At 61.0% G+C, this 20,740-nt stretch carries 20 protein-coding genes; all 20 read left to right on the forward strand.

Features of this window, described 5'->3' with window-relative positions; genetic code table 11:
* Positions 1-199: 199 nt before the first annotated feature.
* The 20 genes from fabF (at position 200) to ISN74_RS06990 (ending at position 20,736) form a co-directional block, all read left to right on the forward strand.
* Positions 200-1,438 carry a beta-ketoacyl-ACP synthase II gene (gene fabF, locus ISN74_RS06895; protein WP_188798628.1) on the forward strand — a complete coding sequence of 413 codons (1,239 nt, stop codon included), beginning with the start codon at positions 200-202 and terminating at the stop codon, positions 1,436-1,438.
* On the forward strand, positions 1,439-2,791 hold the full coding sequence (locus ISN74_RS06900) for an aminodeoxychorismate synthase component I (RefSeq protein WP_188798629.1): 1,353 nt from the start codon (positions 1,439-1,441) through the stop codon (positions 2,789-2,791).
* Positions 2,791-3,606 carry an aminodeoxychorismate lyase gene (gene pabC, locus ISN74_RS06905; protein ID WP_188798630.1) on the forward strand — a complete coding sequence of 272 codons (816 nt, stop codon included), beginning with the start codon at positions 2,791-2,793 and terminating at the stop codon, positions 3,604-3,606. Before ISN74_RS06900 ends, pabC begins: the two co-directional genes overlap by 1 nt.
* The gene (gene mltG / locus ISN74_RS06910; RefSeq protein ID WP_188798631.1) at positions 3,603-4,643 is read left to right on the forward strand and encodes an endolytic transglycosylase MltG; all 1,041 of its coding nucleotides are present in this window, start codon (positions 3,603-3,605) and stop codon (positions 4,641-4,643) included. The genes pabC and mltG overlap by 4 nt, the downstream gene beginning before the upstream one ends.
* Positions 4,644-4,662: 19 nt before the next feature.
* Positions 4,663-5,598, forward strand: coding sequence for a DNA polymerase III subunit delta' (gene holB / locus ISN74_RS06915; RefSeq protein WP_188798632.1), 936 nt, complete (start codon positions 4,663-4,665; stop codon positions 5,596-5,598).
* The gene (locus tag ISN74_RS06920) at positions 5,598-6,518 is read left to right on the forward strand and encodes a PIG-L deacetylase family protein (RefSeq protein WP_188798633.1); all 921 of its coding nucleotides are present in this window, start codon (positions 5,598-5,600) and stop codon (positions 6,516-6,518) included. Before holB ends, ISN74_RS06920 begins: the two co-directional genes overlap by 1 nt.
* A 103-nt stretch (positions 6,519-6,621) precedes the next feature.
* Positions 6,622-6,975, forward strand: a complete 354-nt coding sequence (locus ISN74_RS06925; protein ID WP_188798634.1) for a PilZ domain-containing protein — start codon at positions 6,622-6,624, stop codon at positions 6,973-6,975.
* Between the two features lie 314 nt (positions 6,976-7,289).
* Entirely contained in the window at positions 7,290-7,646 is a 357-nt protein-coding gene (locus tag ISN74_RS06930) for an NADH-quinone oxidoreductase subunit A (RefSeq protein ID WP_188798635.1), read from the forward strand.
* The gene (locus ISN74_RS06935) at positions 7,637-8,194 is read left to right on the forward strand and encodes a NuoB/complex I 20 kDa subunit family protein (RefSeq protein WP_188798636.1); all 558 of its coding nucleotides are present in this window, start codon (positions 7,637-7,639) and stop codon (positions 8,192-8,194) included. The genes ISN74_RS06930 and ISN74_RS06935 overlap by 10 nt, the downstream gene beginning before the upstream one ends.
* Before the next feature lie 11 nt (positions 8,195-8,205).
* Positions 8,206-8,934 (forward strand): NADH-quinone oxidoreductase subunit C, encoded by a 729-nt coding sequence (locus tag ISN74_RS06940; protein WP_188798637.1) that lies wholly within the window; start codon positions 8,206-8,208, stop codon positions 8,932-8,934.
* A 2-nt stretch (positions 8,935-8,936) separates the two neighbouring features.
* Positions 8,937-10,196, forward strand: a complete 1,260-nt coding sequence (locus ISN74_RS06945) for an NADH-quinone oxidoreductase subunit D (protein WP_188798638.1) — start codon at positions 8,937-8,939, stop codon at positions 10,194-10,196.
* Between the two features lie 19 nt (positions 10,197-10,215).
* Complete coding sequence (gene nuoE, locus ISN74_RS06950) at positions 10,216-10,743, forward strand: NADH-quinone oxidoreductase subunit NuoE (protein WP_188798639.1); 528 nt, start codon at positions 10,216-10,218, stop codon at positions 10,741-10,743.
* Between the two features lie 276 nt (positions 10,744-11,019).
* Positions 11,020-12,345, forward strand: coding sequence for an NADH-quinone oxidoreductase subunit NuoF (gene nuoF, locus ISN74_RS06955; RefSeq protein ID WP_188798640.1), 1,326 nt, complete (start codon positions 11,020-11,022; stop codon positions 12,343-12,345).
* Complete coding sequence (nuoG, locus tag ISN74_RS06960) at positions 12,342-14,666, forward strand: NADH-quinone oxidoreductase subunit NuoG (protein ID WP_188798641.1); 2,325 nt, start codon at positions 12,342-12,344, stop codon at positions 14,664-14,666. Before nuoF ends, nuoG begins: the two co-directional genes overlap by 4 nt.
* A gap of 3 nt (positions 14,667-14,669) precedes the next feature.
* The gene (gene nuoH, locus ISN74_RS06965; protein ID WP_188798642.1) at positions 14,670-15,698 is read left to right on the forward strand and encodes an NADH-quinone oxidoreductase subunit NuoH; all 1,029 of its coding nucleotides are present in this window, start codon (positions 14,670-14,672) and stop codon (positions 15,696-15,698) included.
* An 8-nt stretch (positions 15,699-15,706) separates the two neighbouring features.
* Positions 15,707-16,198, forward strand: coding sequence for an NADH-quinone oxidoreductase subunit NuoI (gene nuoI / locus ISN74_RS06970; protein WP_188798643.1), 492 nt, complete (start codon positions 15,707-15,709; stop codon positions 16,196-16,198).
* Between the two features lie 11 nt (positions 16,199-16,209).
* The gene (locus ISN74_RS06975; RefSeq protein WP_188798644.1) at positions 16,210-16,863 is read left to right on the forward strand and encodes an NADH-quinone oxidoreductase subunit J; all 654 of its coding nucleotides are present in this window, start codon (positions 16,210-16,212) and stop codon (positions 16,861-16,863) included.
* Complete coding sequence (gene nuoK / locus ISN74_RS06980; RefSeq protein WP_188798645.1) at positions 16,860-17,165, forward strand: NADH-quinone oxidoreductase subunit NuoK; 306 nt, start codon at positions 16,860-16,862, stop codon at positions 17,163-17,165. Before ISN74_RS06975 ends, nuoK begins: the two co-directional genes overlap by 4 nt.
* 5 nt (positions 17,166-17,170) lie before the next feature.
* Positions 17,171-19,213 (forward strand): NADH-quinone oxidoreductase subunit L, encoded by a 2,043-nt coding sequence (gene nuoL, locus ISN74_RS06985; protein WP_188798646.1) that lies wholly within the window; start codon positions 17,171-17,173, stop codon positions 19,211-19,213.
* Positions 19,214-19,227: 14 nt separating this feature from the next.
* Entirely contained in the window at positions 19,228-20,736 is a 1,509-nt protein-coding gene (locus ISN74_RS06990; RefSeq protein WP_188798647.1) for an NADH-quinone oxidoreductase subunit M, read from the forward strand.
* Positions 20,737-20,740: the final 4 nt, after the last annotated feature.

The raw sequence follows: 20,740 nt of genomic DNA on the forward strand, positions 1-20,740 counted from the left end.
GTGCTGCGGCGGCGCTTCCTGCGTCCCATGCACTACGTAGTGATACCGGAAGCTGCGCCATCTCGGCGCAGTTTTCGTTTCTGCAAGGTGTAACGTCCGATCCCGTATGGTTGGCTGTACAAGATCGGAGTGCATCGCAATATATGGAAAGTGATGCCTTCCGGCTGATCTTTCCTGAACCAGCTTAGGAATTCGATCCATGAGCAAACGACGTGTGGTAGTGACCGGCATGGGCATCATCTCGCCGGTCGGCAACGACATCGCCACCGCCTGGGACAACATTCTCAAGGGCGTCAGCGGCATCGGTTCTGTGACGCATTTCGATGCCACCGCGTATGCGACGCGCATCGCGGGACAGGTACGCGACTTCGATCCGGCAGAATGGATCGCGCCGAAAGAAATCAAGAAAATGGATCCGTTCATCCATTATGGCATTGCCGCAGGCACGCAAGCGCTGCGCGATTCCGGCCTGGAAGTGACGGAAGAAAATGCTCCGCGCATCGGCGTGGCAGTGGCGGCTGGCATTGGCGGCCTGCACACCATTGAACGCACGTCGATCGAATTGCACGACAAGGGCCCCCGTCGCGTATCGCCGTTCTTCGTGCCCAGTTCGATCATCAACATGGTCTCGGGCCATCTGTCGATCATGTACGGCCTGAAGGGGCCGAACATTGCGTGCGTCACTGCCTGCACGACCGGTGCGCACAACATCGGTTTGGCTGCGCGCATGATCCAGTACGGCGATGCCGACGTGATGATCGCTGGCGGCGCCGAGTTCGCCACCACCGGCACGGCGATGGCGGGTTTCTGCTCGGCCAAGGCCATGTCCACCCGCAACGATGAGCCGGCCAAGGCCAGCCGTCCGTGGGACAAGGACCGCGACGGTTTCGTACTGTCCGATGGCGCCGGTGTGCTGGTGCTGGAGGAATACGAACAAGCCAAGGCACGCGGCGCGAAGATCTATGCTGAGCTGGTGGGCTTCGGCATGAGCGGCGACGCTTATCACATCACCGCTCCTAGCGAGGGGGGTGAAGGTGCGGCACGTTGCATGCAAAGCGCGCTTAAGGACGGCGGCATCAATCCGTCCGACGTGCAGTACATCAATGCGCACGGTACCTCGACACCGCTGGGTGACCTGGGCGAAGTGTTCGCGGCCAAGCGCGTGTTCGGCGATCACGCCTACAAGCTGGCAATGAGTTCGACCAAGTCGGTGACCGGTCATCTGCTCGGTGCGGCGGGTGGCGTGGAGGCGATCTTCTCCATCCTGGCCCTGCGCGACCAAGTGTTGCCGCCCACGATCAACCTCGACGAGCCGGGTGAAGGTTGTGATCTCGACTTCGTGCCGCATACGGCGCGTGATGCGAAGCTCGATGTCGTCATCTCCAACTCGTTCGGCTTCGGTGGCACCAACGGTACGCTTGCTTTCCGTCGCATCTAAGTGACTGCCATCCATCGTGTAATCGCCGGCCGGCGCGATCTCCTCGCGCCGGCCGCTGCATTTCCAGAGCGTTATCCCGCGTTGCTTGAGAGTGTGACGCAGGGCAGTGCGCATGCACGCTACGACATCCTGTTCGCGTTTCCACAAGGCTCACTCACGCTGGGTGCCGATGGTTGCGTGCGTGACGATCAGGGGAAGACGCACCCGGGGCGCTTTCTTGATCTGCTCGATGGCGCATGGAAGATGGAGCGTTTATCGCACGGCAAGGACGATGGTTTGCCGTTCCATGGCGGCTGGGTATTGCTGCTCGCCTACGAACTGGCTGCGGAGATCGAGCCGAGCCTGCGTTTGCATTACTCGCCTTATTTGCCGGTGGCACTGGCCGTGCGCTGCCCTGCTGCGGTGATCGTGGATCATCTGCGTGACCAGACCGTGCTGGTTGCGGAAGCAGGTCATGAGGCCATGCTCGATGCCATGGCGGCAGATCTCGATGCTGCCACGCCGCAGATCCATCCACTCACGCTGCCTGATGTCATCGACGAAGATGATCCTTCCGTGTTCTTGGATGGGGTAGCTCGCGTTCACGAGCACCTGCATGCTGGTGACGTGTTCCAGGCCAATCTTTCGCGCGCATGGCATGCACAGTTTGCCGATGCGCCGACGGCGGCGAGTCTTTATGCCGCCTTGCGGCGTGCCAATCCTGCGCCGTTTGCTGGATTGCTGCAGCAAAAGGATTGGGCGGTCGTCAGTTCATCCCCCGAGCGCCTGGTCGAGGTGCGGCGTGGCATGGCGCAAACTCGACCGATTGCCGGTACGCGTCCCCGTGTCGCCGGTGATGATGATCTGGCGCGCATTCGCGAGCTCACTGCGCATCCCAAAGAGCGCGCCGAGCATGTGATGCTGATCGATCTGGAACGTAACGATCTCGGCCGTGTTTGCTGCCCCGGCACGGTCGAAGTGAATGAATTGATGGTGGTGGAAAGCTATGCGCACGTGCACCACATTGTTTCAAACGTGCGAGGTCGTTTGCGTGACGGCGTGACGCCAGGGCAGGTGATTGCCGCGACATTTCCTGGCGGCACCATCACCGGCTGTCCCAAAGTGCGCTGCATGGAAATCATCGCGGCTTTGGAACAGGCATCGCGCGGCGCCTACACCGGCGCGCTGGGTTATCTCGATCGCAACGGCGATCTCGACCTGAACATCTTGATCCGCACATTGACCTTGCATGGCCGTGACGTGAGCCTCCGTGCTGGCGCGGGCATCGTGGCCGATTCCGTGGCGGTGAAAGAACTGGACGAAACGCGCGCAAAGGCTCGTGGCATGTTGCGGGCGTTGGGAGTGGCGGGGTGATGATGCTGGTCAATGGCCAGTGGCAGGACAGTGTGTCGGCACTGGATCGCGGCCTGAGTTACGGCGACGGTCTGTTCGAAACCATTCGCATGGTGGGTGCACAAGCACCACTCTGGGAGCGGCACATGCAGCGTCTTGCGGCTGGCTGTGTCCGCCTGCGGATGCCGGCTCCCGATCCACAGCAGCTTTGGCGCGAAGTTCAACAGGTCAGCGCGGCCCTGCCGGATGCGGTTGTGCGCGTCACATTGACCCGCGGAACAGGCGAGCGCGGCTATGCGCCACCAAAGACGAGCAGTATGACGCGCATCGTCGCCGCGTTCCCGGCGCCGATGATTCCCGCTGCGTTCTACCGTGACGGCATTCGCACGCGTCTGTGCACGACCACGCTCGCCGATCAGCCCTTGTTGGCGGGTATCAAACATTTGAACCGGCTGGAGCAAGTGCTGGCACGCGCTGAATGGGACGACCCTTTGATCACCGAGGGCCTTGTCTGTGATCAGCATGGTCAGGTCATTTCGGCGACGGCGGCAAACCTGTTTGCCGTGATCGATGGTGTGTTGCTCACGCCGTCGGTGGAGCGTTGCGGTGTCGCCGGTGTCGCCCGCGCTGCTGTCATCCAAGCACATGCTGCCTGTGAGATCCGTGACTTGCCGCTGACGGAGTGCTTGCGTGCTTCCGAGCTCTTCCTCAGTTCCAGCGTTCGCGGCATTCTGCCGGTTCAGGCGGTGGGCGATACCGTGTACGCTCCCGGTCCGGTGACCCGCGCCATGCAGCGGTATTGGTGCGAGCTCGGTTTTTCGATGGAGCAGGCATGAAGCAAAGCAGTGCAAATTTGGGGCGCGTCTCTTGGCGCTTGCTGCTGTTGATCGTGGTGCTGGCATTCGCAGGCACCGCTGTGTGGTTCTGGCGTGATTTCTCGCGTTTCGGTGCCACGCCGCTGCGTGTCAGTGCCAGCGGTGAAAGCATCGATATCGGGCGTGGGACCAGTTTCAAGGACATCGTTCGCCAATTGCGCGGGCAGGGTCTCAGTACTTCGGCACCGTTTTACTGGCGCCTGCTGGCCGAGCGCATGCATGTGGCCGGACGCCTGCATGCCGGCGAATACGCGCTGGTGCCGGGCATCACACCGCAGCAATTGCTAAGCAATATGGCGCAGGGCAAGGTGATGCAGCGCGACGTCACCATCGTGGATGGCTGGGCTTTCCGAGATGTGCTGCAAGCCTTGGCCAAGGCAGACAAGTTGAAGCACGACACAGCAAACCTCGACGACGCCACGATCATGCAGAAGATCGGCTCGCCGGGAGAAAAGCCGGAAGGCCAGTTCCTGCCGGAAACCTATGCCTACGTGAGGGGTGACAGCGATCTCGACGTGCTGCGTCGTGCGCATGACGCCATGAACAAGACGTTGGCCGCTTTGTGGGCGCAGCGCGATCCCAATCTTCCGCTGGCCAAGCCGTACGACGCGCTGATCCTGGCATCGATTGTCGAAAAGGAAACCGGGCGTGCCGACGAGCGTAACAAGGTGGCTGGTGTCTTTGTCCGCCGTCTGCAGAAGAACATGCTGCTGCAGACCGATCCCACGGTGATCTACGGCATGGGTTCCAGCTACGCCGGTACGATTCACAAAAGTGATCTGACCACCGATACGCCTTACAACACCTATACCCGGCTGGGCTTGCCCCCCACACCGATCGCGATGCCGGGTAAGCCGGCGATCGAGGCGGCACTGCATCCGGCGACGGGAGATGCGTTGTATTTCGTAGCACGCGGCGATGGCACGCACATCTTTGCTGCGACGCTTGAAGAGCAAAATCGCAACGTCGCCTGTTACCAGTTGAAGCATTGCCAATGAATCTCTGTGGACCAGCGTCATGAGCATTCCTCCCTGGCACGTTGAGCATTGGACGCGGCTGCAAGCACGGCGCGAGCGCGATGCCTTGCCGCATGCTTTGCTGTTGTGCGGACCACGCGGGCTCGGCAAACGGGATTTTCTGCAGCGCTTCGTGCGTGGCTTGCTGTGCATGCATCCGAGCAACGGCGAAGCCTGCGGCAGCTGCCGCAGTTGCCTGCTGTTCGCGGCGGGTACGCATCCGGACTACGTCGCCCTGAGTTACGGGTTGCGCAAGGATGGCGTGCAGCGTTCGGAAATCGTGGTCGACCAGATTCGCGAGCTGTCCGCGCGACTCGCCACATCAAGCCAGTTTGGCGGTTGGCAGATCGCCAGTATCGATCCGGCCGATGCCATGAACGCCGCTGCAGCCAATGCGTTGCTCAAGACGCTGGAAGAGCCGGCGTCGCAAACCATGCTGATTCTTGTGGCCGACGAAGCCTGGCGTATGCCAGCGACCATCCGCAGCCGCTGCCAGCGCATCGATTTCCAGTTGCCTGACGAGCCGGCATCGCTGGCCTGGTTGCAGCAGACCGGCATTCGCGACCCACAGGCCGCGCTCGCGGCAGCTGGCGGCAATCCGGGGTTGGCCCGGATCTGGTCGGAAGAGGGCGCTTTGGCTCAGCGCCAGGAAGTCCGCAAAGATCTTACGGCGCTGGCCGCCGGGCGGGGTGACGCCATAGAGATGGGTAAGCGTTGGCTTGATGGTGGCGCCGAACAGCGGCTCTGGTTTGCGGCGCAGGCCGTGGCTGATGAAATACGCGCCCGCGCAGCCGCACAGACGGGACCGCTTTCCAGTGGCCTGGATACTGAAAGCCTTGGGGCCTGGTACGACGCGGCAAACCGGACACGGGAGGCGCTTCGCGGCCCCCTGCGCGGGGACTTGCTGTTGCTGGAGTTGTTGGGGCGCTGGCGCTAATGCCTTCGCTGTCCGTGTCCGCGCAGACCCGTTTGCTGGTCGTGGCGCCGCATCCGGACGATGAGACCCTTGGCTGCGGGCTGTTGATCCAGCAAGTGCTTGCAGCGGGAGGAACGGTCCGCGTACTGCTGCTGACCGATGGCGACAACAATCCATGGCCGCAGCGCTATATCGAGAGGCGCGTGGGTATCGATGCGGCTGGGCGCCGGCGCTGGGGGGCGTTACGACGGGATGAAGCGGCCCAGGCTGTCACGCAGTTGGGCTTGCCGGTTTCTGCACTGGAAAGCATGGGTTGGCCTGACATGGGACTGACCGCGAAACTACGCGACGATACCTCCGGCGTCATGGCTGCGATGCGCACGGTTCTGCGGGCGTTTGATCCCAATCTGATCTGTTGTCCCGATCTGAGTGATCGCCATCCGGATCATGGTGCCGCGCATGTGCTTTGCCGTCTGGCCTTGGCGGGTCTGGAGCCGCTGCCGGTCCTGCTTGCATATCCCGTACATGGCAGCGCCGATGCGTCCGCTTATCCGATCTTGATCGATGCCACCCCGGAGCAACTGCAGCACAAGTTGCGGGCCCTGGCGGAGCACAAGACGCAGATGAGACTGAGTGGCGCGCGCTTGCGTCGGTTGGCACTTAGTCCTGAGCGTTATATGCGGGCTGGATCGCAAGGCGGTTCGGGCTGTTTGCCTTGGCGTCCGCCAGCGATGCTGCAGCAGTGGCTGCGGCTGTTGGTCGCCACGCCGGCCGGTGTCCAGGACTTTCGCTGGAAGGATGCGCCGATGTCCTTCGAAGCCGACGGCTACCGGCTCCAGGGGGTATCTCATGATGGCGAGCGTGGCCCCGTTTTCGTGAAGCTCCACCTGGACTGGCCATCTCCGTGGATCTTTGATCACTGGGGCTGGCGCGCATTGTGAGCGGGTGGTTCCGTTTCGCCACAGATGTCTTTGCGCGCAGAGGGTCGGCTGGTTAGGATGTAAGTCCGCCATGCGCTTACCGCGTGGCACGACAGGAGTAAGCATGAACCCGGCCGCCGCCCGCCAGGGCATCATCTCGCTGAAATTCAAGGACACGGCATCGCTCTACAACGCGTACATGCCGTTCCTGAAGCATGGCGGCCTGTTCGCGCCAACGGCGCAGCGCTATTCGCTGGGCGATGAGGTGGTCTTACTGATTAGCCTGATCGACGAAAGCGAGCGTCTTTCGGTTGCCGGCAAAGTGGTGTGGATCACGCCGATCGGTGCGCAAGGTAATCGCACCGCGGGAATCGGCGTGCAGTTCAACGAATCCTCCGATGGCGAGGCGGCACGCAGCCGCATCGAATCCCTGCTGGCCGGTGCGCTGGGCTCCGAGCGAGCCACGCAGACGATGTAACCGTTCTGCATTAATGCACTGGCACCCGGTCGAAACGGGATCATTTGCGCATAAAACAACCAGAGACGTCTGCGAAATAGTCTGAGCAGACGCTTTTATTGCAAGAAATGTCCCATGGTGCGCCACACAAGGCTTGTCGGCCCACCCATGCGCGCTGATACAATGTCGCGATCCCCGGGCTCGCCCCGTGGATCGTCGAGCACCTGCATTCTGCACGTCAGCGTACAGGGCTGGACAGCCCGCTGAATCGAACTCCGGACCGTTTGCCCCGACGGTCACTGATGCACCATTGAGGTGCGGAGGTAAGTTAAATCGTGCTTGCCGAATATTGGCCCGTTCTCCTGTTCATCGCGGTTGCCGCTGGAATGGGCATCGTCCTCGTCACGCTCGGCCTGCTGGTCGGTCCGCGTCGTCCTGAATCAGACAAGCTCTCGCCGTACGAATGCGGCTTCGAGGCCTTCGAGGATGCGCGCATGCAATTTGACGTGCGCTACTACCTCCTCGCCATTCTCTTCATCATCTTCGATCTGGAAATCGCCTTCCTGTTCCCCTGGGCGGTGGTGTTCAAGCAGATCGGTATCGTGGCGCTGATTGAAATGGGACTGTTCCTGTTGCTGCTGGTGATTGGTTTTGCCTACGTGTGGAAGAAGGGAGCACTGGAATGGGAGTGATCTCCGCCATTGATCGGGTGATGCACAACCCGCAGCCGTTGAACGTGGTGGACGACATTCTGCGTCCGGCCGGCGACAACCCCGTCATCCAGCGCGGCGCGGTCACCACCAGCGTCGATGCGCTGATGAACTGGGCGCGTACCGGTTCCATGTGGCCGATGACGTTCGGTCTTGCCTGCTGCGCGGTGGAAATGATGCACGCCGGCGCGGCGCGCTTGGATCTGGATCGTTACGGCGTTGTGTTTCGTCCCAGTCCGCGCCAGTCCGACGTGATGATCGTGGCCGGCACGCTGGTCAACAAGATGGCGCCCGCGCTACGCAAGGTTTATGACCAGATGCCCGACCCGAAGTGGGTGATCTCGATGGGCAGCTGCGCTAACGGTGGTGGTTATTACCACTACTCCTACTCTGTGGTGCGCGGTTGCGATCGAATCGTCCCGGTGGACATCTACGTGCCGGGCTGCCCGCCCACGGCCGAGGCGTTGATTCACGGCATTTTGCAGTTGCAAAAGAAAGTCCGTCGTACCAGCACCATCGCGCGTTCCTGAAAGGCGTCGTCATGAGTGATATACAAACGAACTCGCTGGCCGAGCGCCTATCTGCGCGATTTGGCGATTTGCTGAAAATTACCGTTTCGCACGGTGAGGTCACGGCGGTAGCGACTGCTGCCAACCTGTTGACGGTGGCAACGGCGCTGCGTGATGAGCCCGGCTTCCGTTTCACCGAAGCGGTGGACCTGTGCGGTGTTGACTACCTGAGCTACGGCCAGACCGAGTGGGACACCACCGATGTCACCAGCACCGGTTTCTCCCGCGGTGTGGAAGGTGAGGCAGTCGGCCGTTTCACCTGGGCCGATCGTCCACGCGATGTGTCGATACCGAACCGTTTCGCCTCGGTTGTCCATCTGCTCTCGATCGAACTCAACCAGCGTCTTCGCCTGCGCGTGTTCTGCGAAGACGACAGCATGCCGGTGGTGCCGTCGCTGGTGCACATCTGGTTGGGCCTGAATTGGTTCGAGCGCGAGTCGTTCGACCTGTACGGCATCATCTACGACGGCCATCCGGATCTGCGCCGCATCCTTACCGACTACGGTTTCGTCGGTCATCCGTTCCGTAAAGACTTCCCGCTTATCGGCAACGTCGAAGTGCGTTACGACCCGGAGCAAAAGCGTGTGGTCTATGAACCTGTTTCGATCGAACCGCGCGTGCTGGTCCCGCGCGTGATCCGCGACGACGCCGACCTGATCCAGGCCAAGGCCGAAGCCGCCGACCACTGGCGGGAGAACTGAGCATGTCAGTGCAAGAAATTCGCAATTACACGATGAACTTCGGCCCGCAGCATCCCGCTGCGCACGGTGTGTTGCGCCTGGTGCTGGAGATGGACGGCGAAACCGTCGTTCGCGCGGATCCGCACATCGGCCTGCTGCACCGTGGCACCGAAAAGCTGGCTGAGTCCAAGCCGTTCAATCAATCGATCGGCTACATGGATCGTCTCGACTACGTGTCGATGATGTGCAACGAGCACGCTTACGTGCGCGCCATCGAGGGCCTGCTGGGCATCGAGGCCCCGGAGCGCGCGCAGTACATCCGCACGATGTTCGACGAGATCACCCGCATCCTCAATCACCTGATGTGGGTTGGCTCCAACGCGCTCGATCTGGGTGCGATGGCGGTGTTCCTTTACGCCTTCCGCGAACGCGAAGAGCTGATGGACTGCTACGAGGCGGTCTCGGGCGCGCGCATGCACGCCACGTATTACCGTCCCGGCGGTGTCTATCGCGATCTGCCGGGCAAGATGCCGCAATACCGCGAGTCGCCGTGGCACAAGGGCAAGGATCTGAAGCGCCTGAACAGCTGGCGCGAAGGTTCCATGCTCGATTACCTCGACGCATTCACTACCGATTTCTCGGTCAAGGTGGATGAGTACGAAGAGCTGCTCACCAACAACCGCATCTGGAAGCAGCGTACGGTCGGCATCGGTGTGGTCTCGCCGGAGATGGCCCAGCAATGGGGCATGACCGGCGTGATGCTGCGCGGTTCGGGCATTGCCTGGGATCTGCGCAAGAAGCAGCCGTACGCCAAGTATGCGGAAGTGGATTTCGACATCCCGGTCGGTGTGGGCGGCGACTGCTACGACCGCTACCTGTGCCGTGTTGAGGAAATGCGCCAATCCAACCGCATCATCAAGCAGTGCGTTAATTGGCTGCGCGCCAATCCCGGCCCGGTGATGGTGGATAACTTCAAGGTCGCGCCGCCCAAGCGTGAGGCCATGAAGGAAGACATGGAAGCGCTGATCCACCACTTCAAACTGTTTACCGAAGGCTATGGCGTGCCCGCCGGTGAAACCTACGCAGCGGTCGAAGCCCCGAAGGGCGAGTTCGGTTGCTACCTGGTTTCTGACGGCGCGAACAAGCCTTTCCGCGTGCATCTGCGCGCACCGGGCTTTGCCCACTTGTCGTCGATGGATGCCGTCGTGCGTGGCCATATGCTGGCCGACGCCGTGGCAGTGATCGGCACCTATGACCTCGTGTTCGGCGAAGTCGACCGCTGAGCCCGGAGGAAACACATTCATGAAAGCCACCGGAAATTACGAGCAGGTCAAGAACGTCGATCCGCTCGTCGTGCTCACCGAGCACACCCGTCATCACATCGATCACTGGCTGGGCAAGTTCCCGCCGGATCGCAAGCGCTCCGCGCTGATCCAGGCGCTGTTCGCCGCGCAGGAACAGAATCACGGCTATCTCACCGATGAGCTGATCACCGCCGTCGCCCGGTACATCGATGTACCGGCTGTGTGGGCTTACGAGGTGTCCAGCTTCTACTCGATGCTGGAAACCAAGCCGGTCGGGCGCAACAACGTCGCCGTCTGCACCAACATCTCGTGCTGGCTCAACGGCGGTGAAGACCTGCTGCGTCACTGCGAGAAGAAGCTCGGTATCAAGGCGGGCGAGAGCACTGCTGATGGCCGCGTGTATTTGAAGAAAGAAGAAGAGTGCATCGCTGCCTGCGTGTATGCGCCGGCGATGACGGTCAATGGTCATTACCACGAGCGTCTCACGACCGATAAGGTCGACGAGATTCTCGATGGTTTGAAATAAGGGAGGAGAGCCTGCCTATGGATTCCCAGCAGCTCGCGTTGCTCCGCAGCCGCCGTCAGGTGGTAGTGCGTGGCGCAGGGCAGGGTGGTTCCCTGGTCAAGCCGCGCGCTGCCGCATGGCGGCGGCTGCGGAGCAACCCTTCGGGCCGGGTCTGTTTGCCCACAATCCCGCGTCATCACTCAGTCGTGTATCGACATACACTCCTTCGTTCTTCCTTGGCTTGCGCGCAAACAGCTTCCGGCGCGAGCTGCTGGGAATCCATAGGCAGGCTCTAAAATGGCAGTCGGACCCGCACCCCAGGAACACCAGGTCGTCTATACCACGCTGCATTTCGATAAGCCGTGGGCGATGGACAGTTATCTGCAGGTGGATGGCTACAAGGCGTGGAAGAAGATCCTCGCTGAAAAGCCAGACCCTGCTTCGATCGTCGATATCGTCAAGAACAGCAATCTGCGCGGCCGTGGCGGCGCAGGCTTCCCCACCGGTCTGAAGTGGTCCTTCATGCCGAAGGGCAACATGCAGAAGTACATTCTCTGCAACTCCGACGAGTCGGAACCCGGCACGGCGAAAGACCGCGACATCCTGCGCTACAACCCGCATTCGGTGATCGAAGGCTTGGCGATCGCGTGCTACGCGACCGGTTCGACGGTGGCCTACAACTATCTGCGTGGCGAATTCCATCACGAACCCTTCGAACATTTCGAAGAGGCGCTGAAGGAAGCCTATGCTGCGGGGCTACTCGGCAAAAACATTCAGGGCACCGGCATTGACGTCGACATCTACGGCGCGCTCGGTGCAGGCGCTTACATCTGCGGCGAAGAAACCGCATTGATGGAATCGCTCGAAGGCAAGAAAGGCCAGCCGCGCTTCAAGCCGCCGTTCCCGGCCAACTTCGGCCTGTACGGCAAGCCGACCACGATCAATAACACCGAGACCTATGCTTCGGTGCCGGCCATCCTGCGCAACGGCGCCGAGTGGTTCCTCAATCTCGGCAAACCGAACAACGGCGGTCCGAAGATCTTCTCGGTGTCCGGTCACGTCAACAATCCGGGCAACTTCGAGATCCGTCTCGGCACGTCGTTCAAGGACCTGCTGGAATTGGCCGGTGGTGTTCGCAACGGCAACAAGCTGAAGGCGGTCATTCCCGGTGGCTCCTCGATGAAGGTGCTCAACGCCGACGAAATGATGGACGCCACCATGGATTACGACTGTCTGCAGAAGGCAGGTTCGGGCCTGGGTTCCGGCGCCGTGATCGTGATGGACGAGACCACTTGCATGGTGAAGGCCTGCCAGCGCATCTCGCAGTTTTATCACGCCGAATCCTGCGGCCAGTGCACGCCATGCCGCGAAGGCACTGGCTGGATGTATCGCGTGTTGACCCGCATCGTGGAAGGCAAGGGCACGCAGGATGACCTGCATCGCCTGAAAGCCATCGCCGGCCAGATCGAGGGCCACACCATCTGCGCATTCGGCGAAGCCGCCGCGTGGCCGGTGCAGGGCTTCCTCGCCAAGTTCTGGGATGAATTCGAATATTACGTGCAGCATGGTCGCTCGATGACCGAAGACCGGCTTGCCGAAACCCGTCGTGGAGTTGCTGCATGAGTGCGCAGCCAGCCAATACCGCGCCCGATCTTCTGAACATCGAGATCGATGGCAAGCCTACGCAGATCCGCAAGGGTGCGATGATCATCGAGGCGGCCGACGCCATCGGTATCGCGATTCCGCGCTTCTGCTATCACCGCAAGCTGCCGATCGCTGCCAATTGCCGCATGTGCCTGGTCGACGTCGAAATGGGCGGTCGTCCGATGCCCAAGCCGCAGCCGGCGTGCGCTACCCCGGTGGCCGAAGGCATGAAGGTCACCACCCGCACGGAAAAGGCGCTGAAATTCCAGCGCGACGTGATGGAGTTCCTGCTCATCAACCATCCACTCGATTGCCCGATCTGCGATCAGGGCGGCGAGTGCGAACTGCAGGATGTTGCGCTTGGCTATGGTCGCAGCGTGTCGCGCTACACCGAACGCAAGCGCACCATCGCCGATGAAAACCTCGGCTCGCTGGTCGCTACCGAGATGACTCGCTGCATCCAGTGCACGCGCTGCGTGCGCTTCACCAGTGAGATTGCCGGTACCTACGAACTCGGCGGCATGAGCCGCGGCGAGAACCTGCAGATCGGCACATACATTGGTAAAACGCTTGAGACGGAGCTGTCGGGTAACATCATCGACGTCTGCCCGGTCGGCGCGCTGACCAACAAGCCGTTCCAGTTCAAGGCCCGTGCATGGGAACTGATCGCCAAGCCGTCGATTGCCTATCACGATGCGCTGGGTTCCAACTTGTGGTTGCATTCACGCCGCGGCGAAGTGCTGCGCACGGTGCCGCGCGACAACGAAGCCGTCAACGAATGCTGGCTGTCTGACCGTGATCGCTACAGCCACCAGGGCCTGTATGCCGCAGATCGCGTGCATGCACCGCAGTTGAAGCGCAACGGCCAGTGGCAGAACACCACCTGGGAAGATGCGTTGGCCGCTGCGGCCGAAGCGCTGAAGAGCGTTTCCGGCAACGATCTCGGCGTGCTGGTGCATCCGTCGACCACCAACGAAGAAGGCGACCTGCTCGTGCGTCTGGCGCGCGGTCTTGGCAGCGCGCACGTCGACCATCGCCTGCGTCAGCTCGATTTCGCTGATAACGCCGTCGCTCGCTCATTCGGCATGCCGGTAGCAGGTGTGGATAAGGTGAAGGCGGCGCTGCTGGTCGGCTCTGACCTGCGTCATGAAATGCCGCTGCTCAATCATCGCGTGCATCAAGCGGTGAAGAAGGGCGCCAAGGTGTATGCCGTCAATCCGGCAGAATTCCATTTCAACTACAAGCTCGCGGGCGAGGCGATTGTCGCGCCGCACGCACTGCCCGACGCACTGCTGTCGCTGGCGAAGGCTGCGGTGGCTGCCGGTGTTACGGCACCAGCCCATCTGGCCGACGCGATCAACGCTGCTGCCAACGATCAGGGCGACGCCGATGCCATCGCCGCGCTCAAGTCGGGTCATGCCGTGGTGATTTTGGGCGAGGCGGCGGTCACCCATCCGCAGGCCTCCTGGCTTCGTGCCATCGCGCGTTTCATCGCCGAGGCAACGGGTGCTTCGTACAACGAGCTGCCGGCCGGCGCCAATGCGATTGGACTGGCCAAGGTGGGTGTGCTGCCGGGCCATGGCGGTCTGCATGCACAGGCCATGCTGGCTCAACCGCGCAAGGCTTACGTACTTTACGGCGTTGAGTTGCCGCATGACTTCGCGGACGGTACGGCTGTCACCAATGCCCTGCACGGCACGCAGCACATCATTGCTTTCACCGCCTTTGCCAGCCCGGCGCTGCGCGATGTGGCCGATGTGATCCTGCCGATTGGCCTTCTGCCGGAAATCGATGGCACGCTGGTTAACGTCGACGGTTTTGCGCAGCGTGTCGAGGCTGGCGCTAAGGCGCCGGGCGAAACACGTCCGGGCTGGAAGGTATTGCGTGCACTGGGCGGCCTGATGAAGTTGGCCGGCTTTGAATTCGACGATCTGGCCGGTCTGCGCAGCGGCATCGTGGAAGGTAATCCGGTTGGCACGCAGGGTCTGGCCGAGCGTAAGCAGGTCCAGGGTCTGAGCCGTCTCGCTACCTGGCCAATCTACCGCAGCGACGCGGTGTTGCGTCGCGCTACCGCGCTACAGGCCCACCCACTTAATCGTGCGCCGGCGGCCCGCTTGAATGAGGCCGAGGCACGGCGGCATGGATTGGGCGAGGGCGATCAGGTCAAGCTCGCGAATGTTGTTTTGCCAGTGGCGATCGATGCGACGGTGCCCGATGGCGCCGTGTGGATCGAAGCCGCCCACGATCAGACCGCGACGCTGCCGCCTTACGGCGCGGCTATCACCTTGAGCAAGGCGTAAATCATGGGCGATCAGATTCTTCATCAGCTAATCATCCCTATATTGCTGGTCCTGGCGGTCGTCATTCCGCTCACCCTGACGGTGGCGCTGTACGTGTACTGGGAACGCAAGGTGCTCGGCTGGATGCACGTGCGTATGGGGCCCAACCAGGTCGGTCCGTTGGGTTTGTTGCAGGCCTTCGCCGACGTGGTGAAGCTGATCTGCAAGGAAGTGATCCTTCCTACCAATGCCAACAAGTTCCTGTATTACACGGCACCGCTGCTGGCCTTGATTCCCGCGCTGGCAGCATGGGCGGTGGTACCTTTCGGTGCGCGCTTTGCGTTGTCCAACGCCAATGCTGGTCTGCTCTATCTGCTCGCGATGACATCGCTGGGTGTGTACGGCATCATCCTCGCCGGCTGGGCCTCCAACTCGCGCTATGCGCTGCTGGGCGCCATGCGCTCGGCCGCGCAGGTGATCTCCTACGAATTGGCGATGGGCTTGTGCCTGGTCTGCGTGCTGGTGCTCGCGGGCAGCCTCAATCTCACCGACATCGTCACGGCACAGAGCGGTCACAAGGGCATCCTGGACTGGTTCATGTGGCCGCTGCTGCCAGTGTTCGTGGTCTATTTCATCTCGGGTGTGGCCGAAACCAATCGCGCGCCCTTTGACGTGGCCGAAGGCGAGTCGGAAATCGTCGCCGGTTTCCATGTGGAATATTCGGGCTCTACGTTCGCGCTGTTCTTCCTGGCCGAATACGCCAACATGATTCTGGTCGCCTTCCTGGCTTCGCTCCTGTTCATGGGCGGCTGGCTGAGTCCGTTCCCGGAAAGCGTGCCGGTGCTTGGACACGCCAGTTTCATCTGGCTATTGCTGAAGGCTTTCTTCTTCGCGTTCCTGTTCCTGTGGTTCCGCGCCACTTTCCCGCGCTATCGCTATGACCAGATCATGCGCCTGGGTTGGAAGGTATTCATTCCCATCGCCATCGTGTGGGTGTTCGTCGCCGGTTGCATGAAGTACTACGGCTGGGTTCACATCGGCACGGGGGGCTAAAGAAAGCCATGTCTCGCATTACCAACTACTTCAAAAGCCTGCTGCTCATCGAATTGCTCAAGGGCATGGCGTTGACGGCCCGTTACTTGGTCAGTCCCAAGTACACGATGCGCTATCCGATGGAGCACATTCCCAAGTCCAACCGCTTTCGCGGTCTGCACGCGCTGCGTCGTTATGCCAACGGCGAAGAGCGATGCATCGCGTGCAAGCTGTGTGAAGCCGTGTGCCCCGCATTGGCCATCACCATCGATTCCGCTCCGCGTCCGAGCGACGGCCAACGCCGCACCACGCGCTACGACATCGACTTGTTCAAGTGCATCTTCTGCGGATTCTGCGAAGAAAGCTGCCCGGTGGACTCGATCGTGGAGACGCATGTGCATGAATACCACTTCGAACATCGCGGCGAGAACGTGGTGACCAAGCCTCAGCTGCTCGCCATCGGTGATCGCTTCGAGGCTGAAGTCGCGGCGGCACGTGCGCAAGACGCGGCCTATCGCTGAGGACACGACTGATGATTGATCCTTCTGTGTTCCAACTTGTTTGTTTCTACGCCTTCGCCGCGGTCACCGTCGTGGCGGCGCTGTCGGTGGTTACCCTGCGCAACTCGGTACACGCCGTGCTCGCCTTGGTGCTCACCTTCTTCAGTACCGCCTGCATCTGGATGCTCGCCGAGGCGGAATTTCTCGCAATCGCCCTGATCGTGGTCTACGTCGGCGCGGTGATGGTGCTGTTCCTGTTCGTGGTGATGATGCTCGACATCGACCAGGAAAAGCTGCGCGAGGGCTTCGTGAAATTCTTGCCGGTCGGCCTGATCGTCGCGGTCGCGATGCTGGTGGAAATGCTCGGCCTGATTGGCGTGCGTGTGCTGCATGCCCAGACCATGGGTGAGAATCCGGCTACCGCCGCGGGCATGTCCAACACCGCATGGCTGGGCCACGCGCTCTACACCGACTATCTGCTGCCGTTCGAAGTCGCTGCGCTCATCCTCACCGTGGGTGTGGTCGCCGCTGTGGCACTCACCTTGCGCCAGCGCACCGGTGTGCGTCATCAGCAAGCCAGCGAGCAGGTGCTGGTCAATCCGCGCGACCGTGTGCGCGTGGTGAAGATGGCAGCCGAGCGTCCTGTCGACAGCCAGGCTGCACCGGCCCAGGAGCCCAAGCCATGATTACGCTTTCACACTACATCGTGCTTGGCGCGATCCTGTTCTGTATCTCGGTGGCCGGCCTGTTCATCAACCGCAAGAACGTCATCGTGTTGCTGATGGCGATCGAGTTGATGCTGCTTGCCGTGAACATCAACTTCGTGGCCTTCTCCCGCTTCAATCACGACGTGGCCGGGCAGGTCTTCGTTTTCTTCATCCTCACCGTGGCCGCCGCAGAGTCTGCAATCGGCCTGGCGATCCTGGTCCTGCTGTTCCGTAACCGCAGAACGGTCAACGTCGCCGAAATCGACAGCATGAAGGGCTGAGCACCATGGAACTTTCCTCCTCCATACTGTTGACTATCGCACTGGCGCCGCTGGTGGGATGCTTGCTGGCGGGTTTCCTCGGCAAGCAGATCGGCCGCGTCGGCGCACATAGCGTCACCATTCTGGGCTTGCTGGTTTCCTGCGGCCTGTCGTTCTATGTGCTGTACCAGATCACTGCGGGTGGTGCGCCGGTCTACAACCACAATCTCTATACCTGGTTCGAGATTGGCAAGTACACGGCTAGCGTGGGTTTCCTGATCGATCGCCTCACTGCCATGATGATGGTGGTAGTGACCTTCGTGTCGCTGTTGGTGCATGTCTACACCATCGGCTACATGGCGGATGACGACGGCTACCAGCGCTTCTTCAGCTACATCTCGCTGTTCACCTTCTCGATGTTGATGCTCGTGATGAGCAACAACTTCCTGCAGTTGTTCTTCGGCTGGGAAGCAGTGGGCCTGGTGTCATACCTGCTGATCGGCTTCTGGTACAAGCGTCCGACTGCAATCTTCGCCAACCTCAAGGCATTCCTCGTCAACCGCGTGGGCGACTTCGGCTTCCTGCTTGGTATTGCTGCAATCCTGTACTTCCTGGGTACGCTGGATTACGCCACGGCGTTCGCCTCGGCTCCGACCCTGGTGGGTAAGACGCTGACGTTGACCCAGAACATCCACTGGGACGCGGCGACGGTGATCTGCATCCTGCTGTTCATTGGCGCGATGGGTAAATCGGCGCAGGTGCCGCTGCACGTGTGGCTGCCCGACTCGATGGAAGGCCCGACCCCGATCTCCGCGCTGATCCACGCGGCAACGATGGTGACCGCCGGCATCTTCATGGTGGCGCGCATGTCGCCGCTGTATGAACTGTCCGACACCGCGCTGAGTTTCGTGCTGGTCATCGGCGCTACCGGTGCGCTGTTCACTGGCCTGATCGGTATCGTGCAGAACGACATCAAGCGTGTGGTGGCGTATTCGACGCTGTCGCAGCTGGGTTACATGACGGTGGCGTTGGGTGTGTCGGCTTACGCCGGTGCCGTGTTCCACCTGATGACGCACGCCTTCTTCAAGGCGCTGCTGTTCTTGGGCGCGGGCTCGGTGATCATCGCCATGCACCACGAGCAGGACATGCGCTACATGGGTGGTCTGCGCAAGTACATGCCGATTACCTGCATCACGATGTGGATCGGTGCCCTGGCACTGTGCGGCGTACCGTTCTTCTCGGGCTTCTATTCCAAGGATTCGATCATCGATGCGGTGCACGAGTCGCATCGCTGGGGTTCCGGTTACGCATACTTCTGCGTGGTGGTTGGCGCGTTTGTGACGGCAACGTATACGTTCCGCCAGATGTACATGACCTTCCATGGCAAGGAACGCTTCAAGGTGGTTGAGCATCATGATCACCACGATGCACACGGCCACGATGATCACCATGACGATCACGGCCATCACGAGCCTGGCGTGCTGCACCATGCACCCAAGGAATCGCCGTGGGTGGTCACGCTGCCGCTGATCCTGCTGGCCATTCCGTCGCTGCTCGTGGGCTTCTTTACCGTGCAGCCAATGTTGTTCGGCAACTGGTTCGGTAGTGCAGTGCACGTCGACGAGGCCAACAACGTGCTCGGTGAAATCGGCAAGGAATTCGGCGGCTCAATGGCGATGGCGCTGCAAGGCTTTACCCAGCTGCCGTTCTTCCTGGTGCTGGCGGCGTTTATCATCACCACTTACATCTATCTGTTTAACCCGTCGGTGGCCGACAAGATCAAGAGCGCGCTGAAGCCGATCTGGGTGATCCTCGATCGCAAGTATTGGGTCGATGACATCTACTTCGCGATCTTCGCGCGTGGTGGCGTCGCACTGGGTCGCATGTTCTGGAAGGGTGGCGATGCCGCAGTGATCGACGGTGTGCTGATCGACGGCTCCGCCAGCACGATCAAGCGCATCGCATCGGGCGTGCGTCGTCTCCAATCCGGTTATCTGTATCACTACGCGTTTGCGATGATCCTCGGCCTCATCCTGCTTCTGGGTGGGTACTGGCTGGTCGGGCAATAAGGGAAGCGAGCTCCATGTTCAATCATCTGCTCAGCCTGCTGATCTGGCTGCCCATCGCAGGCGCGGTGCCTGTCCTGTTGGCCGGTTCGGACCGTCCTAACACGGCCCGCTGGCTGTCCTTGTTGGTAGCCATCCTCACCTTTGCCGTCAGCCTGTACCTGATTCCGCAATACAATACGGGCGCAGGCGGCATGCAACTGGCCGAAAATCACGTGTGGATTTCGGCGCTCAACGTCCATTACGCCCTGGCGGTGGATGGCATCTCGGTCGCGCTGATCCTGCTGACCACGTTCGTGGGCATCTTGGTGATCATTGGTGCCTGGGAAGTGATCCAGGACAAGCCGCACCAATACATGGCTGCGATGCTGGTGCTCGAAGGCCTGATGATCGGTGTGTTCTGCGCGACCGACGCCTTGCTGTTCTACGTGTTCTTCGAGGCGATGTTGATTCCGATGTTCATCCTCATCGGTATCTGGGGTGGTCCACGTCGTGTCTACGCGACACTGAAGTTCTTTATCTACACCTTCCTGGGCTCGATCTTCATGTTGATCGGCCTGATCTACCTGTACCTGAAGGCAGGCACGTTCGATCTGCACACGCTGGCGACGCTGCCGCTCACGCTGCAGGAGCAGAGCTGGTTGTTCTTCGCCTTCCTCATCGCGTTCGCGGTGAAGGTGCCGATGGTGCCGGTGCACACCTGGTTGCCGGATGCCCACGTGGAAGCCCCGACGGGCGGTTCGGTGGTGCTGGCCGCGGTGATGCTGAAGATCGGTGGCTACGGATTCCTGCGTTTCAGCCTGCCGATCGTGCCGGATGCTTCTGCGCAGTTCGCCTGGCTGGTCATCCTGCTGAGCCTGATTGCCGTGGTCTACATCGGCTATGTGGCGCTGGTGCAGGAAGACATGAAGAAGCTGGTGGCGTACTCGTCCGTGGCGCACATGGGCTTTGTTACCCTCGGCATCTTCATCGCCTTCATGCTGGTGCGCGAGCAGGGCAATACCGATGCAGCCCGTTTGGGTATGCAGGGTGCGATGGTGCAGATGATTTCGCACGGCTTTATCTCGGGCGCGATGTTCTCGTGCATCGGGGTGCTGTACGACCGCATGCACACTCGCCTGATCAAGGATTACGGCGGCGTGATCAACGTGATGCCGTGGTTTGGTTTCTTCTATGTGCTGTTTGCCATGGCCAATTGCGGCCTGCCGGGCACCAGCGGTTTCGTAGGTGAGTTCATGGTGATTCTCGCCAGCTTCAGCGCCAGTCCGTGGATTGCGTTGTTTGCTGCCTTCACCCTGATTATCGGCGCGGCCTACACGCTGTGGCTGGTGAAGCGGGTGCTGTGGGGCGAGGTGACCAATTCCCATGTGGCCGAGATGAAGGACATTAACGGGCGCGAAACCCTCGTGCTCGGTGCATTTGCCGCGCTGGTGCTGATCATCGGCGTCTGGCCTGAGCCGCTGACCCATCTGATGGACAGCTCGGTCACGCAGCTGGTCCAGCTGTTGGCCATCCATAAGGTTTGATCGA

Source organism: Dyella caseinilytica (assembly GCF_016865235.1).
GTDB classification, from domain to species: domain Bacteria; phylum Pseudomonadota; class Gammaproteobacteria; order Xanthomonadales; family Rhodanobacteraceae; genus Dyella_B; species Dyella_B caseinilytica.